Origin of the sequence: Streptomyces sp. NPDC092045 (assembly GCF_044756005.1) — a bacterium.
In the GTDB taxonomy this organism is placed as follows: Bacteria; Actinomycetota; Actinomycetes; order Streptomycetales; family Streptomycetaceae; genus Streptomyces.
The window spans coordinates 99,143-122,763 of record NZ_JBIVSC010000016.1 but is presented as its reverse complement, the minus strand read 5'-3'; the positions used below and the strand labels follow the sequence as shown (position 1 = coordinate 122,763).

Annotated in this window: 27 protein-coding genes and 1 pseudogene; 17 read left to right on the top strand and 11 right to left on the bottom strand. The window is 73.2% G+C overall.

The features are described from left to right. Positions 1-85 precede the first annotated feature (85 nt). Together ACIQKA_RS27470 and ACIQKA_RS27465 are read left to right on the top strand one after the other, a co-directional pair. Positions 86-661 carry a TerD family protein gene (locus ACIQKA_RS27470; RefSeq protein ID WP_030221799.1) on the top strand — a complete coding sequence of 192 codons (576 nt, stop codon included), beginning with the start codon at positions 86-88 and terminating at the stop codon, positions 659-661. Positions 662-928: 267 nt separating this feature from the next. Continuing rightward, positions 929-1,411 carry a hypothetical protein gene (locus ACIQKA_RS27465; protein WP_383431365.1) on the top strand — a complete coding sequence of 161 codons (483 nt, stop codon included), beginning with the start codon at positions 929-931 and terminating at the stop codon, positions 1,409-1,411. Between the two features lie 70 nt (positions 1,412-1,481). On the opposite strand, the gene ACIQKA_RS27460 is transcribed toward ACIQKA_RS27465, so the two are convergent. Both ACIQKA_RS27460 and ACIQKA_RS27455 read right to left on the bottom strand, forming a co-directional pair. After that, positions 1,482-2,900: a M1 family metallopeptidase gene (locus ACIQKA_RS27460; protein ID WP_402542731.1), complete on the bottom strand. Its 1,419-nt coding sequence runs from the start codon at positions 2,898-2,900 to the stop codon at positions 1,482-1,484. Positions 2,901-3,095: 195 nt separating this feature from the next. Next, the gene (locus ACIQKA_RS27455) at positions 3,096-3,635 is read right to left on the bottom strand and encodes a heme-binding protein (RefSeq protein ID WP_402542709.1); all 540 of its coding nucleotides are present in this window, start codon (positions 3,633-3,635) and stop codon (positions 3,096-3,098) included. A 357-nt stretch (positions 3,636-3,992) separates the two neighbouring features. Here ACIQKA_RS27455 and ACIQKA_RS27450 point away from each other — a divergent pair, with 357 nt between their 5' ends. From ACIQKA_RS27450 to ACIQKA_RS27435, 4 genes are all read left to right on the top strand, one after another. Further along, a complete protein-coding gene (locus ACIQKA_RS27450) occupies positions 3,993-5,114 on the top strand; it encodes a sensor histidine kinase (RefSeq protein ID WP_383151813.1) in 1,122 nt (373 codons plus the stop codon). A gap of 58 nt (positions 5,115-5,172) precedes the next feature. Continuing rightward, a complete protein-coding gene (locus ACIQKA_RS27445; RefSeq protein WP_383151717.1) occupies positions 5,173-5,796 on the top strand; it encodes a response regulator in 624 nt (207 codons plus the stop codon). Positions 5,797-6,052: 256 nt separating this feature from the next. After that, complete coding sequence (locus ACIQKA_RS27440) at positions 6,053-7,264, top strand: FAD-dependent monooxygenase (RefSeq protein WP_383151718.1); 1,212 nt, start codon at positions 6,053-6,055, stop codon at positions 7,262-7,264. A gap of 120 nt (positions 7,265-7,384) precedes the next feature. After that, positions 7,385-7,894 carry a hypothetical protein gene (locus ACIQKA_RS27435; RefSeq protein ID WP_383151719.1) on the top strand — a complete coding sequence of 170 codons (510 nt, stop codon included), beginning with the start codon at positions 7,385-7,387 and terminating at the stop codon, positions 7,892-7,894. A gap of 39 nt (positions 7,895-7,933) precedes the next feature. Here ACIQKA_RS27435 and ACIQKA_RS27430 read toward each other — a convergent pair whose 3' ends face one another. Then, positions 7,934-8,620, bottom strand: coding sequence for a pentapeptide repeat-containing protein (locus ACIQKA_RS27430; RefSeq protein ID WP_383151720.1), 687 nt, complete (start codon positions 8,618-8,620; stop codon positions 7,934-7,936). Between the two features lie 112 nt (positions 8,621-8,732). On the opposite strand from ACIQKA_RS27430, the gene ACIQKA_RS27425 reads away from it, so the two are divergent. Then, positions 8,733-9,941 carry an NAD(P)-binding protein gene (locus ACIQKA_RS27425; protein ID WP_402542706.1) on the top strand — a complete coding sequence of 403 codons (1,209 nt, stop codon included), beginning with the start codon at positions 8,733-8,735 and terminating at the stop codon, positions 9,939-9,941. A 102-nt stretch (positions 9,942-10,043) separates the two neighbouring features. After that, positions 10,044-11,054: a zinc-binding dehydrogenase gene (locus ACIQKA_RS27420; protein WP_383151721.1), complete on the top strand. Its 1,011-nt coding sequence runs from the start codon at positions 10,044-10,046 to the stop codon at positions 11,052-11,054. Between the two features lie 56 nt (positions 11,055-11,110). Here ACIQKA_RS27420 and ACIQKA_RS27415 read toward each other — a convergent pair whose 3' ends face one another. The 3 genes from ACIQKA_RS27415 to ACIQKA_RS27405 form a co-directional block, all read right to left on the bottom strand. Beyond that, positions 11,111-11,458: a hypothetical protein gene (locus ACIQKA_RS27415; protein ID WP_383151722.1), complete on the bottom strand. Its 348-nt coding sequence runs from the start codon at positions 11,456-11,458 to the stop codon at positions 11,111-11,113. 9 nt (positions 11,459-11,467) lie between these two features. Next, positions 11,468-11,950 (bottom strand): GNAT family N-acetyltransferase, encoded by a 483-nt coding sequence (locus tag ACIQKA_RS27410; RefSeq protein ID WP_383151724.1) that lies wholly within the window; start codon positions 11,948-11,950, stop codon positions 11,468-11,470. Between the two features lie 114 nt (positions 11,951-12,064). After that, positions 12,065-12,958, bottom strand: coding sequence for an aminoglycoside phosphotransferase family protein (locus ACIQKA_RS27405; protein WP_383151725.1), 894 nt, complete (start codon positions 12,956-12,958; stop codon positions 12,065-12,067). A 240-nt stretch (positions 12,959-13,198) separates the two neighbouring features. Here ACIQKA_RS27405 and ACIQKA_RS27400 point away from each other — a divergent pair, with 240 nt between their 5' ends. Further along, positions 13,199-14,587 (top strand): NAD(P)/FAD-dependent oxidoreductase, encoded by a 1,389-nt coding sequence (locus tag ACIQKA_RS27400; protein WP_383151726.1) that lies wholly within the window; start codon positions 13,199-13,201, stop codon positions 14,585-14,587. A 148-nt stretch (positions 14,588-14,735) separates the two neighbouring features. Here ACIQKA_RS27400 and ACIQKA_RS27395 read toward each other — a convergent pair whose 3' ends face one another. After that, complete coding sequence (locus ACIQKA_RS27395) at positions 14,736-16,829, bottom strand: restriction endonuclease (RefSeq protein WP_402542703.1); 2,094 nt, start codon at positions 16,827-16,829, stop codon at positions 14,736-14,738. Positions 16,830-17,022: 193 nt separating this feature from the next. Here ACIQKA_RS27395 and ACIQKA_RS27390 point away from each other — a divergent pair, with 193 nt between their 5' ends. The 3 genes from ACIQKA_RS27390 to ACIQKA_RS27380 all read left to right on the top strand — a co-directional run bounded on the left by ACIQKA_RS27390 (position 17,023) and on the right by ACIQKA_RS27380 (position 18,721). Next, positions 17,023-17,520, top strand: a complete 498-nt coding sequence (locus ACIQKA_RS27390; protein ID WP_402542701.1) for a hypothetical protein — start codon at positions 17,023-17,025, stop codon at positions 17,518-17,520. 175 nt (positions 17,521-17,695) lie between these two features. Beyond that, complete coding sequence (locus ACIQKA_RS27385) at positions 17,696-17,962, top strand: hypothetical protein (protein WP_402542700.1); 267 nt, start codon at positions 17,696-17,698, stop codon at positions 17,960-17,962. Between the two features lie 321 nt (positions 17,963-18,283). After that, positions 18,284-18,721, top strand: coding sequence for an NUDIX domain-containing protein (locus tag ACIQKA_RS27380; RefSeq protein WP_391094298.1), 438 nt, complete (start codon positions 18,284-18,286; stop codon positions 18,719-18,721). 351 nt (positions 18,722-19,072) lie between these two features. On the opposite strand, the gene ACIQKA_RS27375 is transcribed toward ACIQKA_RS27380, so the two are convergent. From ACIQKA_RS27375 to ACIQKA_RS27360, 4 genes and pseudogenes are all read right to left on the bottom strand, one after another. Further along, a complete protein-coding gene (locus tag ACIQKA_RS27375; RefSeq protein ID WP_383444064.1) occupies positions 19,073-19,249 on the bottom strand; it encodes a hypothetical protein in 177 nt (58 codons plus the stop codon). A 214-nt stretch (positions 19,250-19,463) separates the two neighbouring features. Then, positions 19,464-19,661, bottom strand: a pseudogene (locus ACIQKA_RS27370) (UTRA domain-containing protein); the annotation flags it as partial. 302 nt (positions 19,662-19,963) lie between these two features. Beyond that, positions 19,964-20,371 (bottom strand): hypothetical protein, encoded by a 408-nt coding sequence (locus ACIQKA_RS27365; RefSeq protein ID WP_402542697.1) that lies wholly within the window; start codon positions 20,369-20,371, stop codon positions 19,964-19,966. Positions 20,372-20,406: 35 nt separating this feature from the next. Beyond that, positions 20,407-21,162, bottom strand: a complete 756-nt coding sequence (locus ACIQKA_RS27360; RefSeq protein ID WP_062753264.1) for a GntR family transcriptional regulator — start codon at positions 21,160-21,162, stop codon at positions 20,407-20,409. Between the two features lie 78 nt (positions 21,163-21,240). On the opposite strand from ACIQKA_RS27360, the gene ACIQKA_RS27355 reads away from it, so the two are divergent. From ACIQKA_RS27355 to ACIQKA_RS27335, 5 genes are all read left to right on the top strand, one after another. Continuing rightward, a complete protein-coding gene (locus ACIQKA_RS27355; RefSeq protein WP_402542730.1) occupies positions 21,241-21,519 on the top strand; it encodes a hypothetical protein in 279 nt (92 codons plus the stop codon). Positions 21,520-21,531: 12 nt separating this feature from the next. Continuing rightward, entirely contained in the window at positions 21,532-21,720 is a 189-nt protein-coding gene (locus tag ACIQKA_RS27350; RefSeq protein WP_402542695.1) for a hypothetical protein, read from the top strand. Positions 21,721-21,895: 175 nt separating this feature from the next. Beyond that, complete coding sequence (locus tag ACIQKA_RS27345) at positions 21,896-22,120, top strand: hypothetical protein (RefSeq protein ID WP_402542694.1); 225 nt, start codon at positions 21,896-21,898, stop codon at positions 22,118-22,120. 7 nt (positions 22,121-22,127) lie between these two features. After that, a complete protein-coding gene (locus ACIQKA_RS27340) occupies positions 22,128-22,823 on the top strand; it encodes a GntR family transcriptional regulator (RefSeq protein ID WP_402542692.1) in 696 nt (231 codons plus the stop codon). Positions 22,824-22,882: 59 nt separating this feature from the next. Continuing rightward, a complete protein-coding gene (locus ACIQKA_RS27335) occupies positions 22,883-23,122 on the top strand; it encodes a hypothetical protein (RefSeq protein WP_402542690.1) in 240 nt (79 codons plus the stop codon). The last annotated feature ends 499 nt before the right edge of the window (positions 23,123-23,621 follow it).

Genomic DNA, 23,621 nt, shown 5'->3' with positions numbered 1-23,621 from the left:
GATTTCCGTCCGGGACGGAACGGGAACCGTCGGGGGGCCGCGCGCGTTTCTCCAGGCGACGACACCACGATGAAAGGGACTTTCCATGGCTGTGAGCCTGTCCAAGGGCGGCAACGTCTCCCTGACCAAGGAGGCCCCGGGCCTCGCCGCCGTCACCGTGGGCCTCGGCTGGGACGTCCGCACCACCACCGGCACCGACTTCGACCTCGACGCCTCCGCGATCGGCGTGGACGCCGCCGGGAAGGTCGCCTCCGACGCCCACTTCGTCTTCTTCAACAACAAGTCGACGCCGGACCAGACCATCGTCCACACCGGTGACAACCGCACCGGCGAGGGCGGCGGCGACGACGAGCAGATCAACGTCAACCTCGCGGCCCTCCCGCCGAACGTCGACAAGATCGTCTTCCCGGTCTCCATCTACGACGCGGTCTCCCGCTCGCAGAACTTCGGCCAGGTCCGCAACGCGTACATCCGCATCGTGAACCAGGCCGGCGGCGCCGAGCTCGCCCGCTACGACCTCTCCGAGGACGCGGCCACCGAGACGGCCATGGTCTTCGGCGAGCTGTACCGCAACGGCGCCGAGTGGAAGTTCCGCGCCGTCGGCCAGGGGTACGCCTCGGGCCTGGAGGGCATCGCCCGCGACTTCGGCGTCAACCTCTGACGTCCGGCCGGCCCCCGGGCCGGCACCGCGACGCCGGTCTCCGGAACCACGCCCGTGGTTCCGGAGACCGGCGTCGTTTCATTTTGAACAAGCTTCCCGCAAACCCTCCCGGGGGAGGCGGTTCCTCCTCTAACGTGCGCTTCTTCGACCAGATGAACGACCCTGGGGGGATCGATGCACGACACCGGCGAAGACGGCAGAGGATCCGGAGTCCGGGACGGAGGGAGCGGACGGCGGCGCGGGCGGGGGGCCCGGGCGGCCCGGCTGGTGCGGCAGACGCTGGCGGGCCTGGCGCTCGTCGGCGTCACCGTCGCCTGCGGACCCGTCGCGGCCGACGAGTCCCCCGCCACCCCGGCCCCGGTCTCCACCCCGGCGGCACCGACGCCGACTCCGACTCCGACGCCGAGCCCGTCCACCGCGGAGCCCACGCCCACCGCCACGACCGCGACTCCGCCGCCCACCACCGAGGCGCCCGCGCCGCCGAAGGCGAAGCCCACGACCGAGCCCCCGGCGGCGCCGAAGGCGACCCGGGCCCCGAAGCCCACCACACAGGCGCCCGCGCCGAAGCGCACGACCGCGGCCCCGACGGCGGCGGCCGAGGCCACCTGCGAGATCGTCTCCAACGCCGGTAACTGCTACAGCGCCGGCCAGTTCTGCCGGAAGGCCGACCTGGGCCGGTCCACGCACGCGGCCAACCGCCGCATGATCCACTGCGTGATGGACGGCGACCGGGCCCGCTGGACGTACTGAACCGCGTCCGCGGCGAAGGGGCCCGCCGGCGTCTCCGGCGGGCCCCTTCCCCACGTCCGCGCGGGGCTCCTCAGGGCCGTTCCGGCCGCCCGTCCCCGTACAGCCACACGTCCCACAGCCCGCCGAGGTCCTTCCCCGCCACCTCCTCCGCGTAGGCGGTGAAGTCGGCGGTGGAGGCGTTGGCGTGGCGGTGCTTCTCCGGCCAGCCGCGCAGGATCGAGGCGAAGGCCCCGTCACCGACCGTCTCGCGCAGCTTGTGCAGGACCATCGCGCCGCGCTGGTAGACGGGCGGGTCGAAGAGGTTCGCCGCGCCGGGCGGAACGGCGGGCGGGAAGGCCCAGTTGGCCTTCTGCGCGAAGGCCCGCTCGAAGGCGGTGCGGGCCGGGACGCCCTCGTGCTCCTCCGCGTACAGCCACTCCGCGTACGTCGCGAAGCCCTCGTTCAGCCACAGGTCCCGCCAGGTCGCGGGGGACACCGAGTTGCCGAACCACTGGTGGGCCAGCTCGTGGACGAGGGTCGTCCGGTCGAAGGAGGAGGCCGGGAAGACGGGCCGGGTCTGGGTCTCCAGGGCGTAGCCGAGGGTCCCGTCCTCCGTGACGACCGCCCCGGCGGCCGAGAAGGGGTACGGACCGAAGCGCCGCACCTGCCGGGCGAGGATCCCGGGGACCTCGGCCCGCAGCGCGGCGCTCTCCGCCGCGACCTCCGGCTCGGCGGCGGTCAGCACGGGCACGGTGCCGAGGGCGGTCGCCGTCCCCGTCTCGTACCGCCCGATCATGACCGTCGCGAGGTAGCTCGCCATCGGCTCGGGCGTGTGCCAGACGGTGGTGACGCGCCCGTCCGCCTCCGTCCGCCGCTCGGTCCTGACGCCGTTGGAGAAGGCGTCGGTCCCGGCGGGGACGGTGAGGGAGACGTCGTACGCGGCCTTGTCGGAGGGGTGGTGGTTGCCGGGGAACCAGGTCGTGGAGCCGGCCGGTTCGCCGACCGCGACGACCCCGCCGTCCTCGTCGCGCAGCCAGCCCTCCTCGGAGCCGTCCGCGTCCGTGATCGGCTCGGGCACGCCCGCGTACGCGACGGTGGCGCGGAACTCGGCGCCCTTCGGGATCTCCTCGCGCGGGCGGAGCGTCAGCTCGTTCCCGGCCCGGTTGTGCGCGGCGGGCGCGCCGTCCACGCGCGCGGAGCCGACCGTGAGCCCGGACAGGTCGAGGTTGAAGGCGCTGAGGTCCTGGGTGGCGCGGGCGGTGATCTCGGCGGTGCCGTCGAGCCGCCCGGTGGCCGGGTCGTAGGCGAGGGAGAGGGCGTAGTGCCGCACGTCGTAGCCCCCGTTCCCGAGCTTCGGGAAGTACGGGTCGCGGAGCCCGGCGGACCCGGGAGCGCCCCGGACCCCGCCGGTGGCGCCGGTGCAGCCGCCCGCGAGCACCGCGAGGACGGCGAGGACGGCGGCTCCGGTCCGGGCCCGACGGGTCCGGGCCCGGGGCCGGGCCCGGGTCACGGCCCGGGGCCGGTAGAGGTGCTTCACGGACCGATCGTAAGCAGCGGAGCCGGGGAAGGGTGGTGGCGCCCGGCGGGGGGTCCGGGCGCCACGGCCGTTCGGGGGGGGCGGTCGGGGCTTGGCGGCCGGGGCCGCCTCGTCCGGCCGGGAGGCGTGCCGGCCCGGGGATTCGCCTTGCCGGCCGAGGGGGGCGTCTTACCGGCCGAGGGAGGCGACGCCGGCCAGGGCGAACTTCTCGTCGAGGTCGCCGGAGGGGGCGCCCGCGACGCCGATGCCGGCGACGGGCGCGCCCTTGGCCGTGACGGGGGCGCCGCCGGCCAGGAAGAGGGTGTTCGGGATGTCCTTGAGCGTGGGGGCGTTGGTCAGGCGCTTGGCCAGCTCGGAGGTCGGGGCGTTCCAGGAGACGGCGGTGTACGCCTTCTTCACGGCCGACTCGTAGGACTGCGGGCCGGCGCCGTCGCCGCGCAGGGTGACGAGGGTGTTGCCGTTGCGGTCGACGACCGCGACCGAGACGCGCTGGTTCTCCTTCTCGGCGGCCTTCAGGGTCGCCTGCGCGGCCTTCGTCGCCGCCTCGATCGTCAGGTGCGTCGACTGCTGGAGGTTGCCGTTGGAGGCGTCGGCGCGGACGGCGGCGGGAGCGGCGGCGGCCGGGGCGGAGGCGTTCGCGGAGACGACGCCGAAGGTGCCGGCGGCGATGACGGCGGCGGCGGTGGCACCGAAGAGGATCTTCTTCATGGGGAACTCCGTGGGATCGGGGGAGGGCGCGGGGGCTTGGGGCCGTGGGGCCATAGGCCGTGGGGCCGTGGGCCGGGGCCGTGGGCCGAGCGATCCGTTCGTCCGTCTCGCTCTGTCATCCATCCTGTGGCCGCTCCCGGGGCCTCCCGGTCCACGGTCCGGCTGCCCTCCGGACGCGCACCGGTGGACGTCCGGGTCAGCCGATCGGCTGATGCCGGACCGGTCCCTTCGGGCCAGGATGAAGGGGTGTGCGCAGGTGGGACCGTTACCAGGCGGGACCGTTACGGAGAGCGGAAGGGCCGGGACGTGGAGGAGGACACGGAGCGGGACCCGGACGCCCGCCGGCTGGCGCGGATCATGCACACCGCGTTCTTCCTCCTGCTCGGCGCCTCGCTCGCCCGCTTCCTGCTGCGGCACGACTGGGAGGCCCGCAGCCCGTGGATCGTCGCGCTCACGGGCGCGCTCGCCTCCCTCTACCTCCTCGGACCCGTCCTCGGCACCCGCGCCACCCCGCGCCGCATCGCCTGGCTGGGCACGGTCGTCGCCGTCTGGGTGCTCCTCGTCGTCCTCGCGCCCAGCTTCGCCTGGTGCGCGGTGCCGCTCTTCTACACGGGCCTGCGCACCCTCCCGGCGCGGGCCGCGCTCGGCCTGGTCGCCCTGCTCACCGCCTTCGTGGTCTTCGCGCAGGTCCAGCTCTCGCACGGCGGCTGGGACCCGAACCTGATCGTCGCCCCGCCGGCCGTCGCCGCCCTGGCCACCGGGGTCTTCGTGTACTCCGACCGGCAGGCGGCGCGCCAGCGGGCCCTGATCGACGACCTGATCCGCACCCGCCGCGAACTCGCCGCGATCGAGCGCCGCGAGGGGACCCTGGCGGAGCGGCAGCGGCTCTCCATGGAGATCCACGACACCCTGGCGCAGGGCCTGTCCAGCCAGCAGATGCTGCTCCAGGCGGCGGACCGCACCTGGGACGGCGACCCGGAGACCGCCCGCCGGCACGTCCGTACCGCCGAGTCCATCGCCGAGCGCAACCTCGCGGAGGCCCGCCGCTTCGTCCACGACCTCGCGCCGGCCGACCTGGCCGGGGGCGGCGGCCTGGAGGAGGCGCTGCGGGGCCTGGCCGCGCGCGAGTCGGCGGCGTTCCGGGTCGACGGGGCGCCGGCGCCGCTGCCCGACCGGGCGCAGTCGGCGCTGCTGCGGATCGCGCAGGGCGCCCTGGCGAACATCCGCGAGCACGCGGGCGCGGAGTCGGCCGCCGTGACCCTGACGTACCTCGACGACCAGGTGGTCCTGGACGTCGCCGACGACGGGCGCGGCTTCGACCCGGCGGAGCGGCCGGGCGGGGTGCGCGGCCACGGGCTGCCCGCGATGCGGGTGCGGGCCGAGCAGCTCGGTGGCACCCTGACCGTCGAGTCCGTCCCGGGCGAGGGGACGGTGCTCTCGGCCGCGATCCCGCTCTCGCCGCCCTCCCCGGAGCCGTGATGCCCGCGCCCCCGCCGAACCCGCCGGACCCGCCGGTCCCGCCCTCCCTGGAGTCGTGATGTCCTCCGTACGGATCCTGCTCTGCGACGACCACGTGGTGGTCCGCGCCGGGCTGCTCGCCCTCCTCGGCAGCACCCCCGACATCGACGTCGTGGGCGAGGCCGGCAGCGGCGAGGAGGCCGTCGCGATGGCGGCGAAGCTGAAGCCGGACGTCGTCCTCATGGACCTCCAGCTCGGGCCCGGCATCGACGGCGTGGAGGCGACCCGCCGGATCGCGCCGACCGGCGTCCACGTCCTCGTCCTCACCACGTACGACACGGACGCCGACATCACGCGGGCGATCGAGGCGGGTGCCACCGGCTACCTCCTGAAGGCCGAGCGGCCGGAGGAGCTGTTCGCGGCGATCCACGCCGCCGCGCAGGGCCGCACGGCCCTCTCGCCGCCGGTCGCCAGCCGGGTCATGGACCGGATGCGGGGCGCGGCGGCCCCGAGCCTCACCGACCGGGAGCGGGACATCCTCGGGCAGCTCGGGCGCGGGCTCGGCAACCGGGAGATCGCGCGGGCCCTGTTCATCAGCGAGGCGACGGTGAAGACCCACCTGGGCCGGATCTACGCCAAGCTCGGCGTGGACACGCGGGCGGGCGCGGTGGCGGTGGCGAAGGAGCGCCGCCTGCTGCCGTAGGGGTCCCCCGCCCGCGCCTCCGTGCCGTCGCACGTGTCCGGGGCCCGTACGGCTGTGTGCGCCCGCACGCCTCCGCAGGCCCGTACGGCTGTGTGCGTCCGCACGCCTCCGCAGGCCTGTACGGCTTTGTGTACCCGTACGCCTTTGTGTGCCCGTACGCCTTTGTGCGGTGTTCGCCCCCGCACCCCGCCCCCACTGCTACCGTGCGTCACTACCCGACCGCACGGTGTCATGACCCAGTCCCAGTGGAGCGCACGTGAAGCTCGCGATCGTCGGCGGCGGTCCCGCCGGCCTCTACCTCTCGGTCCTGCTGAAGCGGCGGGACCCGTCGCACGACATCACGGTGTACGAGCGGAACCCGGAGGGCTCGACGTACGGCTGGGGCGTCACGTACTGGGCCGGGCTCCTCGGCAAGCTGCGCGCGGGCGACCCGGAGTCCGCACGGGCCGTCGCGGACGCCTCCGTGACCTGGACCGACGGGGTCGCGATCGTCCGCGACGAGCGGACCGTCCACCGGGGCGACGCGGGCTTCGGCATCGGGCGGCGGCGGATGCTGGCGCTGCTCGCGGACCGCGCCCGCGAACTCGGCGTGCGGATCGCGTACGAGCACGGCGTGAGCGGCCCGGACGCGCCCGAACTCGCCGACGCGGACCTGGTCGTCGCCGCCGACGGGGTGAACAGCGCGCTCCGCGAGGCGTACGCGGACCACTTCGGCAGCGAGGTCACGAGCGGCCGGAACCGGTACGTCTGGCTCGGCACCACCAAGGTCTTCGACGCGTTCAGCTTCGCCTTCAAGGAGACGGAGCACGGCTGGATCTGGTGCTACGCCTACGGGTTCAGCGGCGAGCGCTCCACCTGCGTCGTCGAGTGCTCCCCGGAGACCTGGACCGGCCTCGGCCTGGACGCGCTCGGCGAGGCCGACAGCCTGAACCTCCTGGAGAAGCTCTTCCACGACCTGCTCGACGGGCACGAGCTGATCGGCCGGGACCGGGCCGGGGAGCCCGCCCGGTGGCTCGCCTTCCGCACCCTCACCAACCGCGTCTGGCACCGGGGCAACCTGGTCCTCCTCGGCGACGCCGCCCACACCACGCACTACTCGATCGGCGCGGGCACCACCCTGGCCCTGGAGGACGCGCTCGCCCTCGCGGACGCCCTGGACGCCCCCGGCCGGGACCTCGACACGGCCCTGACGCTGTACGGGAAGCGGCGCCGCGCCGAACTCGTCCCGGCCCAGAGCGCCGCCCGCTACAGCGCCCGCTGGTACGAGGACCTCCCCCGCTACGTGCGCCTGGAGCCGGCCCGCATGTTCGCCCTCCTCGGCCAGCGCCACTCCCCGCTCCTCCCGCACGTCCCGCCCCAGCTCTACTACCGCCTCGACCGCGCCGCCGGCAGCCTGGAGCCCCTCCGCCGCCTCAAGCGCTGGCTGGGGCCCCGGGTGGCGAGGGCGGTGCACGGGCGGGGCCGCTGAGCCGGGGCGCGCACGGACCGGGGCCGGGGCCACGAGGTCCGGGGCCGGAGCCGTACGGACCGGGACCGGAGCCACGAGGTCCGGAGCCGCCAGGTCCGGGACCGTGACACCATCGGTCCCGTGCTCGACATCGGTTACTCCCTCTCGCGTCGCTTCCCCGACCCCCCGCAGACCGACTACCGCCGCGCGGACGTCCACGCGCTGCGGCACGACCTGTTCTGCGGGGACGTGTACCTCGCGGACACCGAGGCGGACCGGGAGGTGTCCACGGCCTGGGGGTGGGTGCCGGTGCTGGACTTCGCGTGGGCGCTCTGCGACATCGTCGAGCAGCTCGACCGGGACCCGCGCGGGAGCCGGGCCGCGCAGCCGCAGTACGCGGAGCTCGACTTCACCGAGTCCACGGACCGGATGCTGTTCGAGCGCCGCTTCGGCTGGGTGGACGTCGAGGCCGACTGGATGCCGGGCGATGAACCGCCGGTGACCTTCAACCACGCCGAACTGCGCCGCGAGGCCCGCGACTTCCTGCACGACCTGATCGCGGACCTCACCGACATGCACGAGGGCCTCGCCGACAACCCGGTCGTCTGGTCCCTCCAGGCCCGCTTCCCCCGCATGCCGGCCCGGGCCTAGACCCGGCACGGCCCCGGCCGTGATCCGCCCGCCCGGGCCCTACCCCTCCACCCGCACCCCCAGCTGCGCCGCGAGCACCGGCGCCAGGTCGAAGAGCTGGGCCGTCGAGATCACGGCCCCCGCCAGGGAGTCCACCCCGCGCGCGATCTCCAGGCGCCGGGCGCCCCTCAGGTCCACGTCCCGCAGCCGCGCGCCCGAGAAGTCGGCCCCGGTCAGGGCGCAGTCCACGAACTCGACCCGTTCGAGGACCGCGCCCCCGAAGTCCGCCTCGCTCAGCACGCACCCCTCGAAGACGACGTCCTTCAGCTTCGCGGACCGCAGGTTCGGATAGTCGATCTTGCCGCCGCGCACCACGACCCGCTCCAGGACGGCGCCGTGCAGCTGCACCCCGCCGAGCCGCGCCTCCACGACCTCCGCGTCCCGCAGCTGCGCCCCCGCGAGGTCCGTCCCCACGCCCCGCACCCCGCTCAGCAGCGAGTCGAGGAAGCGCGCGTTCGTCAGCCGCGCCCCGTCGAGGGCGCACTCCCGCAGCGCGCAGTCCAGGAACCGGGACCCCTCCCCCGACTGCCCGGTCAGGTCGAGCCCGGACAGCTCCAGGCCGTCGTAGTCCCCGTCCGCCTCCAGACCGCCCCCGTACGGCTCCAGGGGCGGCAGCCGCAGCTCCGGCCGCCGGGCCCCCGGCACCTTCTTCTTCCGCGTCGTCGCCCTCGCGCCCTGGTTCGCCATCCCCCCATGGTGAGGTACGCCACTGACAGCGCCCCCGTGTCACGAACACGGCCCCGCGCCCCGTCCCCCGTACAGGACCCGGGAACGAGCCCGAGAACGTAGGGAGAGCGCCATGCGGAAGCTCACGATCGTCGGCGGCGGCTTCGCCGGACTGACCGCGGCCGTCACCGCCGCCGAGGCCGGAACCGCCGTCACCCTGTACGAGGCCCACGAGGCCCTCGGCGGCCGGGCGCGCACCGCCGGGGGCCCGTACCGCACCAACGACGGCCCGCACGCCCTCTACAGCGGCGGCCCGCACTGGACCTGGCTGAAGCAGCGCGGCCTCCTCGGGCCGCTCGCGCCGCTGCCGCCCGCCGAGGGCCTCCGGTTCCGCTTCCACCGCGGCGGCGCCCTCCGCCGCGTCCCGCCGCCCGGACTGCTCCGCCTGTCCCTCCGCACCGCCCGGAACGCCCCCGTCGACACCGACTTCCGCACCTGGGCCACCGGGCTCGCGGGCGTGCGGGCCGCCCGCGCCGCCGCCGCGTACAGCGGGGTCGCGCTCTTCCACCACGACCCCGGCGCGCTCTCCGCCCGCTTCGTGCAGGAACGGCTGCACCGGGCCGCCGCCCTGCCGCCCGAGGCGCACTACGTCCGGGGCGGCTGGGGCGAGCTGATCGGACGGATGGCGGCCCGGGCCCGGGAACTGGGCGTACGGATCGAGACCTCGGCCCGGGTCGACGCGCTGCCGGCGGGCGGGGGCCCGGTGATCGTCGCCACCGCCCTGCCCGCCGCCGCCCGGCTCCTCGGCGACCCCTCGCTGACCTGGGAGAGCGGCAGCACGGTCCTGGTCGACCTGGCGCTGCGGACCCGGAAGGGGGACCCGTTCGTCGTCTGCGACCTGGACGCGCCGGGCTGGATCGAGCGGTTCACCGCACAGGACCCCTCGCTCGCCCCCGCCGGGCGGCAGCTCCTCCAGGCCCAGCTCCCCGTCGGCCCCGACGCGTCGAAGGCGGACGGGGTCGCCCACGCGGAACGGCTCCTCGACCTCGGCCTCCCCGGCTGGCGCGAGCGGACGGTGTGGCGGCGCGCGTCGCTGTCCCGGGGGCGTACGGGAGCGGTGGACCGCCCCGGCACCACCTGGCGCGACCGGCCGGCCGTCGACCGGGGCGACGGGGTGTACCTGGTGGGCGACCAGGTCGCGGCGCCGGGCGTCCTGTCGGAGGTGTCGTTCACGAGCGCGGTCGAGGCGGTGTCGCTGGCGCTGCGCGCGGAGCGGCGGCTCGCGCACGGGGCGCGCCGGCCCGCGGGGCCCACGGCACGCCTTGACCTCAAGCGCGCTTGAGGTCGGAGGCTTTCCCCGTCACGACACCTTCGTGATCCGTACGGCGACATCCGTACGGCGACATCCGTACGACGCCACCGGTACGACGACAGGGGAACCGTCATGCACGCCGTCCGCCTCCACGCCTTCGGACCCGCCGAGAACCTCGTGTACGAGGAGGTGCCCGATCCCGTGCCGGGCCCCGGCCAGGTCCGCGTCCGGGTCGCCGCGGCCGGGGTGCACCTGCTCGACACGGCGCTCCGGGAAGGCGCCCCCGGCCCCTTCCCGGCCCCCGCCGAGCTGCCCACGATCCCCGGCCGCGAGGTCGCCGGCACGGTCGACGCGCTCGGGGAGGGCACCGACCCGTCCTGGCTCGGCCGACGGGTCGTCGCCCACCTCGGCATGGTCCCCGGGGGGTACGCGGAGCTCGCCGTCACCGACGCCGCCCGGCTCCACGCCCTGCCCGACGGCCTCGGCGAGGCGGAGGCCGTCGCCATGATCGGCACCGGCCGCACGACCCTGGGCATCCTCCAGTTCACCGCGCTCGGCCCCGAATCGGTCGCGATCGTCCCGGCGGCGGCGGGCGGCATCGGCACCCTGCTCGTCCAGTACGCCAAGAACGCCGGCGCCACCGTCGTCGGCCTCGCGGGCGGGCCCGCGAAGACCGCCCTGGTCCGGGAGAACGGCGCCGACCTGGCCGTCGACTACCTGGAGCCGGACTGGGCGGAGGAGGTCCGCGCGTACCTGGACGGGCCCCTCGGCGGGCGTGCGGCCACGGTCGTCTTCGACTCCGTCGGCGGCGACACCGGCCGGTCCGCCGTGGACCTCCTCGGCGAGGGCGGGCAGCACGTCGTCTTCGGCTGGTCCGGGACCGGCCTCCACGACGGCGAACCGCTCGCCTTCGCGCCGGAGGAGCTGGCGGAGCGCGGCATCACCTCGGAGTCCGTCCTCGGCCCGGTGATGATCGAGAAGGCGGGCGGCGACATCCGGAACCTCGAACTCGCCGCCCTCGCCGCGGCGGCCGACGGCGCCCTCCGCCCGGCGGTCCACCGCTTTCCGCTCGCGGAGGCGGCGGGGGCCCACCGCGCCCTGGAGAACCGGGGCACGACGGGCAAGGTGGTCCTGGTGCCCTAGGGGCTGTCCCGGGCCGTGTCCGGCCCTCATCCGGTGGACGTGCCCCGGGGCGCGTGTCAGAGGGCCCCGACCACGTCCCAGGAGTGCGCCTTGAACTCCTTCCGGAAGTCCGGGTGGTCCTCCCACATGCGGGCGACGGAGCGCAGCACGTCCCAGTTGTGTTCGAGGGCCTGGTCCACGACCTGCCGCAGCTCCGGCGCGGTCGCCCGCTTCTCCACGAGGCCGGAGACGGCCGACGCGGCCTGCACGGTGTAGCGGGCGGCCCGCAGCGCCCGGGAGGTGTCGTCCATGCCGAAGCCGTGGTCGCTGCCGTTCGCGGGGTCGAAGAGCGGCGTCAGGCGGGCCTCGATGAAGTCGGTGATCCGCCGGAAGCGCCGCTCGATGTCGTTGTCGTCGTTGTCCATGACCCTTTCCTACACTCCCGGCGCACCGCCGAGCGCCGCCAGGGCCCCGTCCGTCAGCCGGTAGACCGTCCACTCGTCCTGCGGACGGGCGCCCAGGGACTCGTAGAAGTCGATCGAGGGCTTGTTCCAGTTCAGGACGGACCACTCCAGGCGCTCGTAGCCGCGCTCGACGCAGGTCCGGGCGAGCTCGCGCAGCAGGGCCTTGCCGTGACCGCCGCCGCGCGCCTCCGGACGGACGTACAGGTCCTCCAGGTAGATGCCGTGGACGCCGCGCCAGGTCGAGAAGTTGAGGAACCAGAGCGCGAAGCCGACCGGCTCGCCGGCCTCGTCCTCCGCGAGGTGCGCGAAGGCGGCGGGCCGCTCGCCGAAGAGGGCCTCGTGGAGCTGTTCGGGGGTGGTGCGGACCTCGTCGAGGGCCTTCTCGTACTCCGCGAGGTCGCGGATCATGGCGTGGACGACGGGGACGTCGGCGGGGGTGGCAGTACGGATCATGGGGCCAGGGTGCCTCGCCCGGGGCCTCCGTGACCAGCGGAATCCAGGTCCTGGACCGGCCCGTCGACGTCAGCCCCGCCGGCGTCGGGCGTCCCGGCCCCGGCCCCGTCGGCGTCAGCCCCGCCGCTCCCGCAGGATCCGCGCGACCGCGACCTGCTCGGCGTCCAGGGACGGTTCGCCGTCCTCGACGTCCCACAGGCCGTTCTGGAGGACCCGGCCCAGCGTCCACGCCACCGCGCGCCGCCGGTCCCCGACGACCTCGGCGAGCAGGTCGAACCGCCACAACACCTCGTCCGGGTCCGGGTCGAAGCGGTCCACGAGCGCCGGGAGGAGGTCGAAGCCGGGGTCGCCCGCGAGCGGCTTGGGGTCGATCGACAGCCAGGGCTCGCGCGCGGCGGCCAGGACGTTCCCGAGGTGCAGGTCCCAGTGGAGCAGCCGGTCGCCCGGTTCGCCCGCCACCTCCCGTACCGCCGCCGCGCAGTCCCGCAGCACCGCCGCGTCCTGCGGGCCGAGCCGGGCGGCGGCCCCGGGCACCTCCGCGAGCATCCCGGCCGCGATGCCGCCGAGCGTCCGCAGGCCGGGCGGCGCGGGGACGGCCGTGAGCCGGGCGAGGAGGTCCGCGACGATCCGCATCGCCTCCCGGGTGTCCGCGAGGGCCGACAGCGGCCGGGCCTCGTCCAGGCGCTCCAGGAGCATGGTCCCGGTGGCGGGGTCGTGGTCGAGGAGCCGTACGGCGCCCGCCCCGTCCCAGACGCGCAGGCCGACCGGCTCGCCCTCGGTCTCCTCGTCGAGGATCTGCATCTTGAGGGCGGCGGGCACGCCGTCCGCGCGCCGCTCCACCGGAAGGACCAGCGAGGCCATCCCGTACATCGAGGGCCCGGTGATCCGCAGCCCCCACCGGTCGAGGAACTCCCCGGCCGCCCGGGGCAGTCCGGCGACGAACGCCCGCCCCGCCTCTCCGTTGTACTTCGCCTGCGACCGCGCGAGTTCCTCCGGTACGTGAATCACGCGGACGAGCCTAGGGGGTGTCCGACGGGCCGGGGGCGGTCCCGGCCACGATCCGCCGGACGGACCCGGTGGCGATCCGCCGGACGGACCCGGTGGCGGTCCGCCGGACGGGCCCGGCGTACACGGTGTCGGGTCCGGCGCGGCATCCCCCACCACGACGCCCGTATCCACGGGCCGGGAGGCCGGGTAACGTCCCGCCCACGCATTCCGCGTCCAGGGGTACACAGTGCAGGGGTCCACATGAGCACGGTCAACGGCGGCATCTCGTTCTGGTACGCGCAGGAGGGCGCCCCCGCCCCCCGCGAGCCGCTCCCCGGCGACACCGCCGCCGACGTCTGCATCGTGGGCGGCGGCTACACCGGCCTGTGGACCGCGTACTACCTGAAGAAGGCCGTGCCCTTCCTCGACATCACGGTCCTGGAGGCGAAGTTCTGCGGGTACGGCGCCTCCGGGCGCAACGGCGGCTGGCTCTACAACGGCATCGCCGGCCGCGACCGCTACGCGAAGCTGCACGGCCACGAGGCGGCCGTCCGCCTCCAGCAGGCCATGAACGCCACGGTCGCCGAGGTCGTCGACGTCTGCGAGCGGGAGGAGATCGACGCCGACGTGCACCGGGGCGGCGTCCTCGAAGTCGCCCTCTCCCCCGCCCAGCTCGCCCGCCTCAAGGACTTCCACGCGGCCGAGAGCGCGTTCGGCGAGACCGACCGCGTGCTGTACGGGGCCCGCGAGACCGCCGCGCGCGTCCGCGTGACCGGCGCCGTCGGCTCCTCCTGGACCCCGCACGGCGCCCGGCTGCACCCGGTGAAGCTCGTGAAGGGGCTCGCGGCGGCGGTCGAGGCGCTGGGGGTCACGATCCACGAGTCGACGCCGGTGACGGAGATCCGGCCGAAGCACGCGGTCACCCCGTACGGCACGGTCCGCGCCCCGTACGTCCTGCGCTGCACCGAGGGCTTCACCGCCTCCCTCGCCGGCCAGCGCCGCGCCTGGCTGCCCATGAACTCCTCGATGATCGCCACCGAGCCGCTCACCGGGGCGCAGTGGGAGTCCGTCGGCTGGGAGGGCCGCGAGACGCTCGGCGACATGGCGCACGCGTACATGTACGCCCAGCGCACCGCCGACGGCCGGATCGCGCTCGGCGGCCGGGGCGTCCCGTACCGCTTCGGCTCGAAGACCGACAACGACGGACGCACCCGGCCGCAGACGGTCGAGGCCCTGCGCGAGATCCTGGTCCGCCTCTTCCCGCAGCTCGCGGGGGTGCGGGTGGACCACGCCTGGTCCGGCGTGCTCGGCGTCCCGCGCGACTGGTGCGCGACGGTCACCCTCGACCGCTCCACGGGCCTGGGCTGGGCGGGCGGTTACGTCGGCTCGGGCGTCGCCACCGCCAACCTCGCCGCCCGCACCCTGCGCGACCTGATCCGGCAGGACTCCGGCCAGTCGGGCCCGACCGACCTCACGGCCCTCCCCTGGGTCGGCCACAAGGTCCGCAAGTGGGAACCGGAGCCGCTGCGCTGGCTCGGCGTGCAGACCATGTACGCGGCGTTCCGGGGCGCGGACCGGCGCGAGGCGCTGGGGCACTCGGCGCGGACGGACAAGGTGGCGGTGTGGGCGAACAGGTTGAGCGGGAGGTAGGCGGACGGGCGGGCCTTCGACGGACGGCCTTCGACGGGCGGGTCCTCAATGGACGCGCCTTCGACGGACGGCCTTCGACGGACGGGTACTCAATGGACGCGCCTTCGACGGACGGGCCCGTGCAGGACGGGCCCTCGGAGCGCGGACCTCACCGCACCTCGATGCCGAAGTCCCCGACCAGCTCCCCGAGCCCGCCGGCGTACCCCTTCCCCCCGACCACGAAGTCCCAGTCGCCCCCGGCCCGTCGCCGGAACGATCCGAGGACGAGGGCGGTCTCGCCGGGCCGCCCGTCGGACACGTCGAGCCGGTCGAGCTCGCCGCCGGAGCCGTCCCGGAGCCGTATCCCGGCCTCGGTGAACCCGCGGAGGTCGGCGTCCGGATTGACCTCGGGGTCGACGGCGGCGACGAGGACGAGCCGGTCGGCCCGGGCGGGAAGGGCGTCGAACCCGACGCGCACGGCGGCGCGGTCGCCGGGGGCGGCGGTCACCACGGCGACGGAACCGTCCGGCGTGGCGGGGTTGTTGTAGAAGACGAACCACTCGTCGCCGAGGACCCGGCCGCCTTCGCAGACGAGCGCGCAGACGTCGAGGGCGACGGAGCCCCGCCACACCATCCCGAGGAGGTTGTGGTCGTCGGAGGGGACGGCCGGCTCCCCCGGGGCGGGTCCCTCCGGGGCGGGTCCCTCATGGACGGGTCCCCCGGGGGCGGGCCGGGCTTCCGCCTCAGGAGCGCCGCCCAGCCGCCCCCGCAGCCCGTGCTGCCGCAGCAGGTCGACGAGTTCGGTCCCGGAGATCAGCGTCAGGGGCTTGCCGTCGGCGAAGGTGTAGGAGCCGGGCCCGAACTTCGAGGTGGTGACGAGGACGCCCTTGTTGGCGCCGGCGCCCTGCACGGTCCCGTAGAGGTCGCGCACGGCGGAGGGCGGGACGGTATTGCGGTACCGCTTGACCTGGACGACGATCGAGCCGCCGCTGATGGGGTCGGGATCGAGGGCGTCGACGTCGACCCCGCCGTCGTGGGAGCGGCGGGTGGTGACGGCCTGGAGCCCGCGGGCCCGGAAGAGCTCGGCGACGAGCCCCTCGAAGGCGACGGGGTCCATGGAGAGGAGATCGGGCTCCTCCCCGTCCCCCTGCACGACGACGTCGCCGCCGACCTGGTCGGGCGTGCGGAACGGGGCGACGGCGGCCCGCTCATCGGGCTTCCCGGAGAGCCGCCCGGCGAGCGCGCCGGTCAGGCAGTCCACGGCGGCGACGAGTTCGAGGTTGAGCCGGTCGAAGTCCCGCCGGCCCACGACGACGGAGGCGACGCACACCCGGGAGGCGAGCCCGGTGGCCGGGTCGACGCCGCCCACGTACCCGTTGAGGGCGACGGACTCCAGGGCCCCGAAGCGGTCGGCGGCGAACAGCTCGCGCACGGCGAGCAGCACGCTCTGGGCGAGGACGCTCCGGTACAGGGCACGCCGCTGCGTGACGGGCCGGGCGACCTCCTTCTCCTGGTCGGTGCCGGGCAGGTACTTGACGCCTTTGGTCCCGGGGACGACCTCGTACCCGGGCAGGTCCCAGTCGAGGACGAACCCGCGCCCGCCCCGGTCGTACGCGGCGGAGACCTCGCGCGGGAAGCCGTCGGGCCAGCCGGTGGAGGCGAAGAGCACGGCGGAGAAGTAGTCGACGACGGTCTCGGCGTCACCGCCGGCGAGGGCTTCGGCGGTCCCGGCGACTCCCCTGTTGTACTCCCGGACCTCGGTGATCCGGGCGGCGGCCCAGGCGTCGTACTCCCTCCGGTACGCGGCGAGCGACTCCAGGCGCCGCGCCTCGGCGGCCTGCGCGGCGTACCAGTCGTGCTCGAACCGCGCCCGCCCGTCGCGCCCGGAGTAGTGCCGCTGGTCGGGCATGGGCACGGGCTGCGCGAGGGCCCCGGGCGCGAACGGCTCGACCTCCTCGGCCCGCCGCAGCGACTCCACGCGGAAGGCGGGCGCCCGGCACCCGGCGGCGAGCAGCCCCTCCAGCACGGCGACCCGCTCGTCGATCTCGCGGGTCTTCCTCAGCGCGTCGGCGTCCCGGTGCCGCCGGTAGGCGACCCGCTGCTCCCGCTGCATCCGGGACACGTCCCGCTCGTACGCCCGCTGCTGCCGCTCGGCCTCCCGTTGCTGCCGCAGCAGGGCCTGCTGTTGCCCCTCCCGCTGCCGCTGCGCCACCCTCTGCTGCTCGGCCCAGATCCCGATCAGCCCCCCGGAACGCCGCCCCATGCGCGCACCCCTCCCCGAAAACACCCCGTGCCACGTGAACACCCCGCAACGGCAGATTGTCCCGGACGGCGGAGCGCTTGCACACAGGAACTCCACACTCCACCGGGCGTTCCGGAAGCCCGGCCGCCCTCGCGGGAACCGGACGGCGGCCGACGGGCACCCGCCCCGCAGGCGCCCCGGCCCGTCCGGGACGATGTCCTTCCCGTACGACCTCTCGGGGGAAACCACGCGCATCGACACCAGGGCCACCGTGGCGGCCGGCCTGCTCCTCGTCACGCTCACCGCGTGCGGCGACGAAGGCCACGAGGGCGGGGCGACGACGCCCGCGGCGGTGGCGACGGCGCCCACGGCGGTGACCGCGGCGCCCACGGCGATGACCCCGCCCGCGACACCGGCCTACACGGTGGCGAACAAAATCGAGAGGGGCGAGACGGGCAGCGTGGACCTCATCCTTCCGAACGCCACCGCGGAGAGCGCCGAGGCGGCCATCGAGGACTACGCCAGAACCATCGACGGCCCGTCGAACTACGGCATCGACGTGATCCGCGACAAGGCCGACGACGGCCTGGAGGACTACGTCTGCCACGGCGAGTGGGTCAAGGACGCGCCCGCCGCCCGGGTCTACACGGGCGGGCGGGTCACCTCGGACACCTGGCCCGCCCTCGGCATGTACTGCTCCGACCGGGGCTGACGGCCGCCCACGCGCTGAGAGGCCGGCGCCGGACACAACGGGCCCGCGTACGGGTACGTCCGCGACGAGCGGCTCACCGCACCACCTCGTCGACACGCGCGCCCCTCGAACCACCAGGACGCCGCCCGGACCTCAGCCGTACCGACTTCTCACCGCAGGACCCATACTGCGCCCTGTGCGCACGGACGGACACTCCCACCTGGCCCTCGGCGTCGGCATCACGCTCGGCGCCGTACTCACCGCCCCGCTCCTGCTCCTCGCGGGCGGCTTCGCGTACGACCGCCTCGTGCGCCGCCTCTACCGGAGCGAGGGCCCGGGCCCGTACTCCAAGGAGGAGGGCTGGGTGCGTCCGGAGTACTTCGTGGTGAACAACACGCTGGTCCGAGCCCTGACTTGGCCGACCCGCCGCGACGGATTCCTGCGGGTCTTCGCTCCCCGCTGACGCGCGCACGCGGTTCGCCGCCACCTCGTCGCGTACGGAACCGCGCACCGGGACGGTGGAGGATCCGCGTCACCACGTCCCCGATATTCATGACGTTCCTGCCCAAGACTGTTCGGGCCGGACCGGAAAGGACCCTCCCCACCCGGCACCACGCACGGCCGGAGGACCGGATCGAACACCAGCGCATCCCGAGCCGTGGCTGGCCGGGGAAGCCCCGGCCCCGGTGGCGTTCCTCGCGAGCCCCTCCGCCTCGTTCATCACAAGGCAGCCCGTCCACCGGCCGCTGCTCTGAAGCGTCGACAAGCAAGGAGACAGACCGACATGATCGAACGAGTCCGCGCCGTCCTCGTCACCGCGAACGACACGATGCTGGTCATCCGCCGCACCAGGCCCGGCATCCCGGAGTACTGGGTCCTGCCCGGCGGCGGCGTCGAACCGGGTGACGCGTCCCGGGAGGACGCCCTCCACCGGGAGATCCACGAGGAGATCGCGGGGAAGGCCGACATCGTCCGCCTCCTCCACACGACGGAGTCCGCCGACGAACGCCAGCTCTTCTACCTCGCCCGCATCGCGACCTGGTCCTTCGAGGACCGCACCGGCCCCGAGTTCAGCGCCGAGGGCCGCGGCGAGTACGCCCTGGAGGAAATCCCCCTGACCACGGAGGGCCTCGCCGGCATCGACCTCAAGCCCGAGGAAATCACCCACGTCCTGCGGGGCGCCATCAGCACCGGAAGCCTCGGAGCGGAGGCTGCGGCGTAACTCCCGGAGGACTGGAACACGACGAAGCCCCGGGGCGGAAACCCGGGGCTTCACGGAAGAACGAACGACGAAAACCGAACGCGCGCCACGGACTTGGGACCCGATGGCCTTCCAGCACCTCCCGACATACGGAAGCACCTGCACAGAGAAAACCTCCCGCACCGGCCCTCTTACACCCACGGATCCCCTATCGGGTTCGAACCGACGGATCCCGCTTTGCGAGTTCGGCCGAGCGGTCCTGAGCAAAGGAGGGGTACTACTGGCAGCTGCTGCGGCGGTCGGGGGCGACTGTTCCCGTCCACCGTCGTTGATGTCGCCTGTGGATGTCAGCCAAACCGACCTGGCGGCGCGCTACCGCTTCTTCCGGAGCTTCTTCATCTTGGCTTCGGCTTCCTTCTTCTTCCGCTGCTCGACCCCGTAGGGGGACCACGGGCCCTGGTGCTTGGAGCACCGCGAGGTACCCGTGATCGCCTTGTTCCGGCAGCGGCCTCCGCTCTGGGTAGGAGCACCGCACTTCGGCTGAACCATCCCGTTCCCTCCTCAGGCCCACTGTGGGCTTTCTCCACGCTGCCCGCAGAGCGGGTTCACGGTGAGGGCGCACAAGACGGTGGCAGAAGCACGGGTGGAGCGTCAGGGGCACGAAGGTTGCTCAGAACTCCCGTACCCCCGAGGGGTCCCACCATGAAGGAAGGAGCCGGGTCACGTAGATGTAGGCGGGCCCATGCGGTGTCTCCTCACGGCTTCATCGGTGGATGGGGATCTCGTAGACGATCTCGCACAGGACGGCTGGCACGACGGTGTCCGCAGTGTCCACGGGCTGTCCTTGATCGCTGTAGTACGTCCGCCGGATGTGGGTGCCGAGCGCGTCCTTCTGGATTCCGAGAAGCGAGGCTTCCTCGGCGGTCGCCTATCGAGGCTCAGGCTGCTCGATGACCGCTGAGCTCGCTCGACGGAGCGGCTCCCCACGTGACCGCGTCCAAGGCCCGACGGCTCCTTGCCGGCCCCGGTGATGTCACCCGTGGATGCCGAAGACCCCCGGCCAAGATCGGCCGGGGGCCCTCGCGCCCGCAGAGCCCCCTGTCGGGTTCGAACCGACGACCCCCGCTTTACAAGTTCGGCCGAGCGGCACCCATAGGGGTCCGGGCCGGGCACGGTCCTGTTCTGGACGACCGCCTAGCATTGCCGTCGTCCGGTGCCGTTGATGTCAGCGGTGGATGTCAGGCTGCACCGTACGAGTTGTTGTCACCAGTCACGCCAGGCGTCCGTGATCTCAGCTCGGTTGATGCCTCTCCTTGCTGCCAGAGCAGCCACATCCACACCGTGCTCGCCCAGGGTGAGGTCGATGTACTCGCACAGTTGCTCTCGCTCGTCGGTGCAGTAACCGGCGCCATCGTGGCCAGGATCTTCATCAACAGCGTTGAGCGCGAGAACGACCCTCTCGACCGCTCCGAAGACCTCGTCGTCGGAGGGACTCATGAGCCCACGCATTTCCGCCTCGAATGCCTCCAGCGCCGAGTCGGTCGCCCTCAGAAACGAGTCGGGGTACATCTCCGCAGCGTCGGCGCACTCGGGCCCCAGGATCCCGGCCTCGACGTCGCGGGCTACCTGCGCCATCCAGGCACGCCAGTTCTCAGGAGGTCTGTTCGCCATGGCGAGAAGGTACGCCGAAGCACTGACAACCCTGCCTAACGGTTGATGGGGATCTCGTAGACGATCTCGCAGAGTGCAACGGGGACGACGATGTCAGCGGTCTCCACGGGCTGGCCCTGGTCGCTGTAGTACGTCCGCCGGATATGGGTGACGAGCGCGGCCTTCTGAATCCCGAGAAGCGAGGCTTCTTCGGTGGTGGCCTGCCGGGGCTCGGGCTGCTCGACGGCATGGCTGACGGTGACGCCGATCTCGGCCATCCGGTTCACAACGCCGGCGCCGGCGTGCGGCCCACCCTCAGGCAGAACGACAAGGGTCCCGCCGGTGAGGTCGTACGGCTCCCAGCTCGTCGACAACTGCACGGGCCGCCCGTCGGCAAGGAACTCGTACACGGTCCGGACGCACAACTCGCCCTCACCGATCCCGAGCCGCGCAGCAATCTCCGCCGGCGCGGGCACCTTCGCATCGGTCCGGCTCTCCCAGCCGCCGTTCCGTCCCACGGCCTTCATGTCCGCCCGGAACGGCGACCCGTCCGGCTGCTCACGCGCCGCGGACCGCACCATCCGCACCCGCTGCCGGGGCTCGGCCACATAGGTCCCGGACCCGGCCCGCCCCTCCAGCACGCCCTGGGAGATCAGCAACTCCTGGGCCCGGCGAACGACGTTCTCGCCCACCCCGCACTCCTGGCCGATCTGGGCCCGCGAGGGTAGCCGGTCTCCAGGAGTCCACTCGTGCTCCGTGATCCGCCGCCGCAGTTCGTCGGCGATGCGGAGGTATGGCGGCTGCTCAGGCATATGGAAAATCTAGTCCACTAGCTCTAATCTAGTTAACTAGCTTTACTGAAAGTGATCGCCGGTAACGGAGGCTGCCCTGTGCCTGCTCCAGAAGTAAGCGCGGAGGCCCTCGCCGCCCGGCTGTCCGCCCTAGGACTCACCACACGCGTGCTGGACCACACCAGACACACGTCGATCGAAGCGGAGGTACCGGAAACCCTCACCGCCGAGACATGGCGGGAGGTCCTGGAAGTCCTGGCACACGCAGACCGCTTCGGCCTGCTCGCCACCAGCCTGGGCGGCCGAACCCTCTGGGCCGCCGTGAACAAAGCGGTCCCCGCGACAGGCGACGTCCGGGGACCTGGCCATCAGCGATAGGAGCTGATCAGCATGTTCAACCGTATCCGTCGCGCGCTCCGGCCCACCAGAGCGCGGCACGCCCGAAACTCCCGCCACTACACGGCCTTACCCCTCGGCATCCCGTTCGGCCCGGACACGATCCGCGGCGAGGAGACCATCCTGGTCCGACCGTACGTCCCGCCCGTCGAACGCCTCCTCACGTTCGCGGAGGCCATCTGATGCCCCATCCGAAGACGCCCCCGTACCGCTCGTCCGCATGCCGAATTGGCACACACCACGAGTGCGCTCACTCCTCTCCGGCGACGGCCCCGGTCGACATCCCCGTGACCTACGAGGCGTGCGCCTGCCCCTGCCACACGCCGACCACTCACACGCCCCGCACGGAGGCGACGGCATGAAGCCCTGGGCCCCGAACGCTGCCGTGGCCGCCCCCATCGAAATCACCTCGCTCAACGTCCAGCGAGGCGATGTCATCCAGATCGGCGGCATGCCCTGCCGCGTGGCCGACCTCCGACAACTCCCCCTCGGAGCAAAGCGCCTTCTCTTCGAAACGGGCGAGCAACTGACGATGCACCCCCGCACCCGCCTGGTCGCCTTCCGCGTCCACAGAAGGTGGTGACCGCCCCATGCCCACGCTCCGCGACACCATCGCCGAGGACCTGCGCGCCCAGATCACCGCCGGCCGCCTCAAGCCCGGCGACCGTCTCCCCTCGGAACCGAAGCTCGCGGCTCACTACAAGGTGAGCACCCCGACCGTCCGGCAAGCCCTGGCCCTCCTCCAGGTCGAGGGACTCATCGAGAAGAGCCACGGAAAGGGCAACTTCGTCCGCCCCCTGCTCCGCCGCATCACCTACACCAGCAGCGCCCGCATACCGCTCGCCCCAGAGCTCCAGACCACCATCCGCACGACCAACCTCCGCGCCCGCGGACGCCTCCGCACCTTGCTCCGGGTACCAGCGAATACCCCCCTGACCGAGTTCCACTGCACCACCTACGAGGGCGAGAACCCCAGAAGCATGGCCCGCATCTACATCCCGCGCGACCTTGCGCCGACCTCGCAGCCCGACTCCATTTCATGGCCCAACGGACGAACAGCAGGCTGGGTGGAGACCCGAGAAACGGTCACTGCCCGCCTCCCCACTCCGGAGGAATCAGCAGCTCTCCGCATCAGCCCAACGCGGGCGGTCCTCACCATCACGAGCGTTGCCACCAACGCCACAGGCCGCGTGATCGAAGCCGCGCTCCTGGCCCTCCCCGGCGACAGCGCAGACGCAGTCTTCATCAGCCACCCGGCACCGAAGGAAGGGAAGACCGACAGGTGACCTCCCACGACGAACTACGGCTCCTCCCCTGGGCCGGTCCAGACGGCAAACCGTGCTTCTTGAGCACCGACGACAACGAGAGCCACCTCTCCAACCTGGCCGACACTCTCGAAGCGACCTACCTCGACCTGGCAGCCGAGACCCTCAACCACGCGACCGAGGTGCTGAATCTGCCGAAGGCCGGCCCAGAAGACCTACGCGCCGTATCCAGCGAACTCGCAGAAGCCCTGGCCCATGTACTACGCGTGGCAGAGAGTCGCGGCCAACGCCTTTCGCAGGAAGAGTCCATCAGCAGCTAGGGGACGCCGCCCTCCTGAGGCATCAAGCCGAGGCCGTTCCTCCCTCCCCATCAAGGAGCCCCCAGCATCTGCTGGGGGCTCCTCTGGCAAACGGCTCCGGAGGCCGATGCAATGCCGAGGGTTGCCCCAGGTCAGCGGACCGATAAGTCGCCTGAAGGGACTGCCCGTCCACAGGCAGTCCACGGCTCGTTGGGCTAGCGAGCGGCCTTCGGGTAGGCCTACCAGTCAGTCTGCACCATGTGCTGCGACCGAGCAGTGAACCAACGGTCGTGCACCACCCACAGAGTGGTAGCTCGTGGGCTGAATTCGTAGGGGCGCCTTAGTGCTGTCAGCGCACCGTTAGATGCTGGGCAGATGAAGAGACCGAACATTGACTACGCTACTGCGACGCTCGAACTGCGTGCATCTGGTGTCGAACGTGTGCAGCAGTATCCAGATAGAACGTCGATCCCCTTTCTCGTTCGTTGCCTGAAGTCGGCATTCGAAGGACGCGATAAGC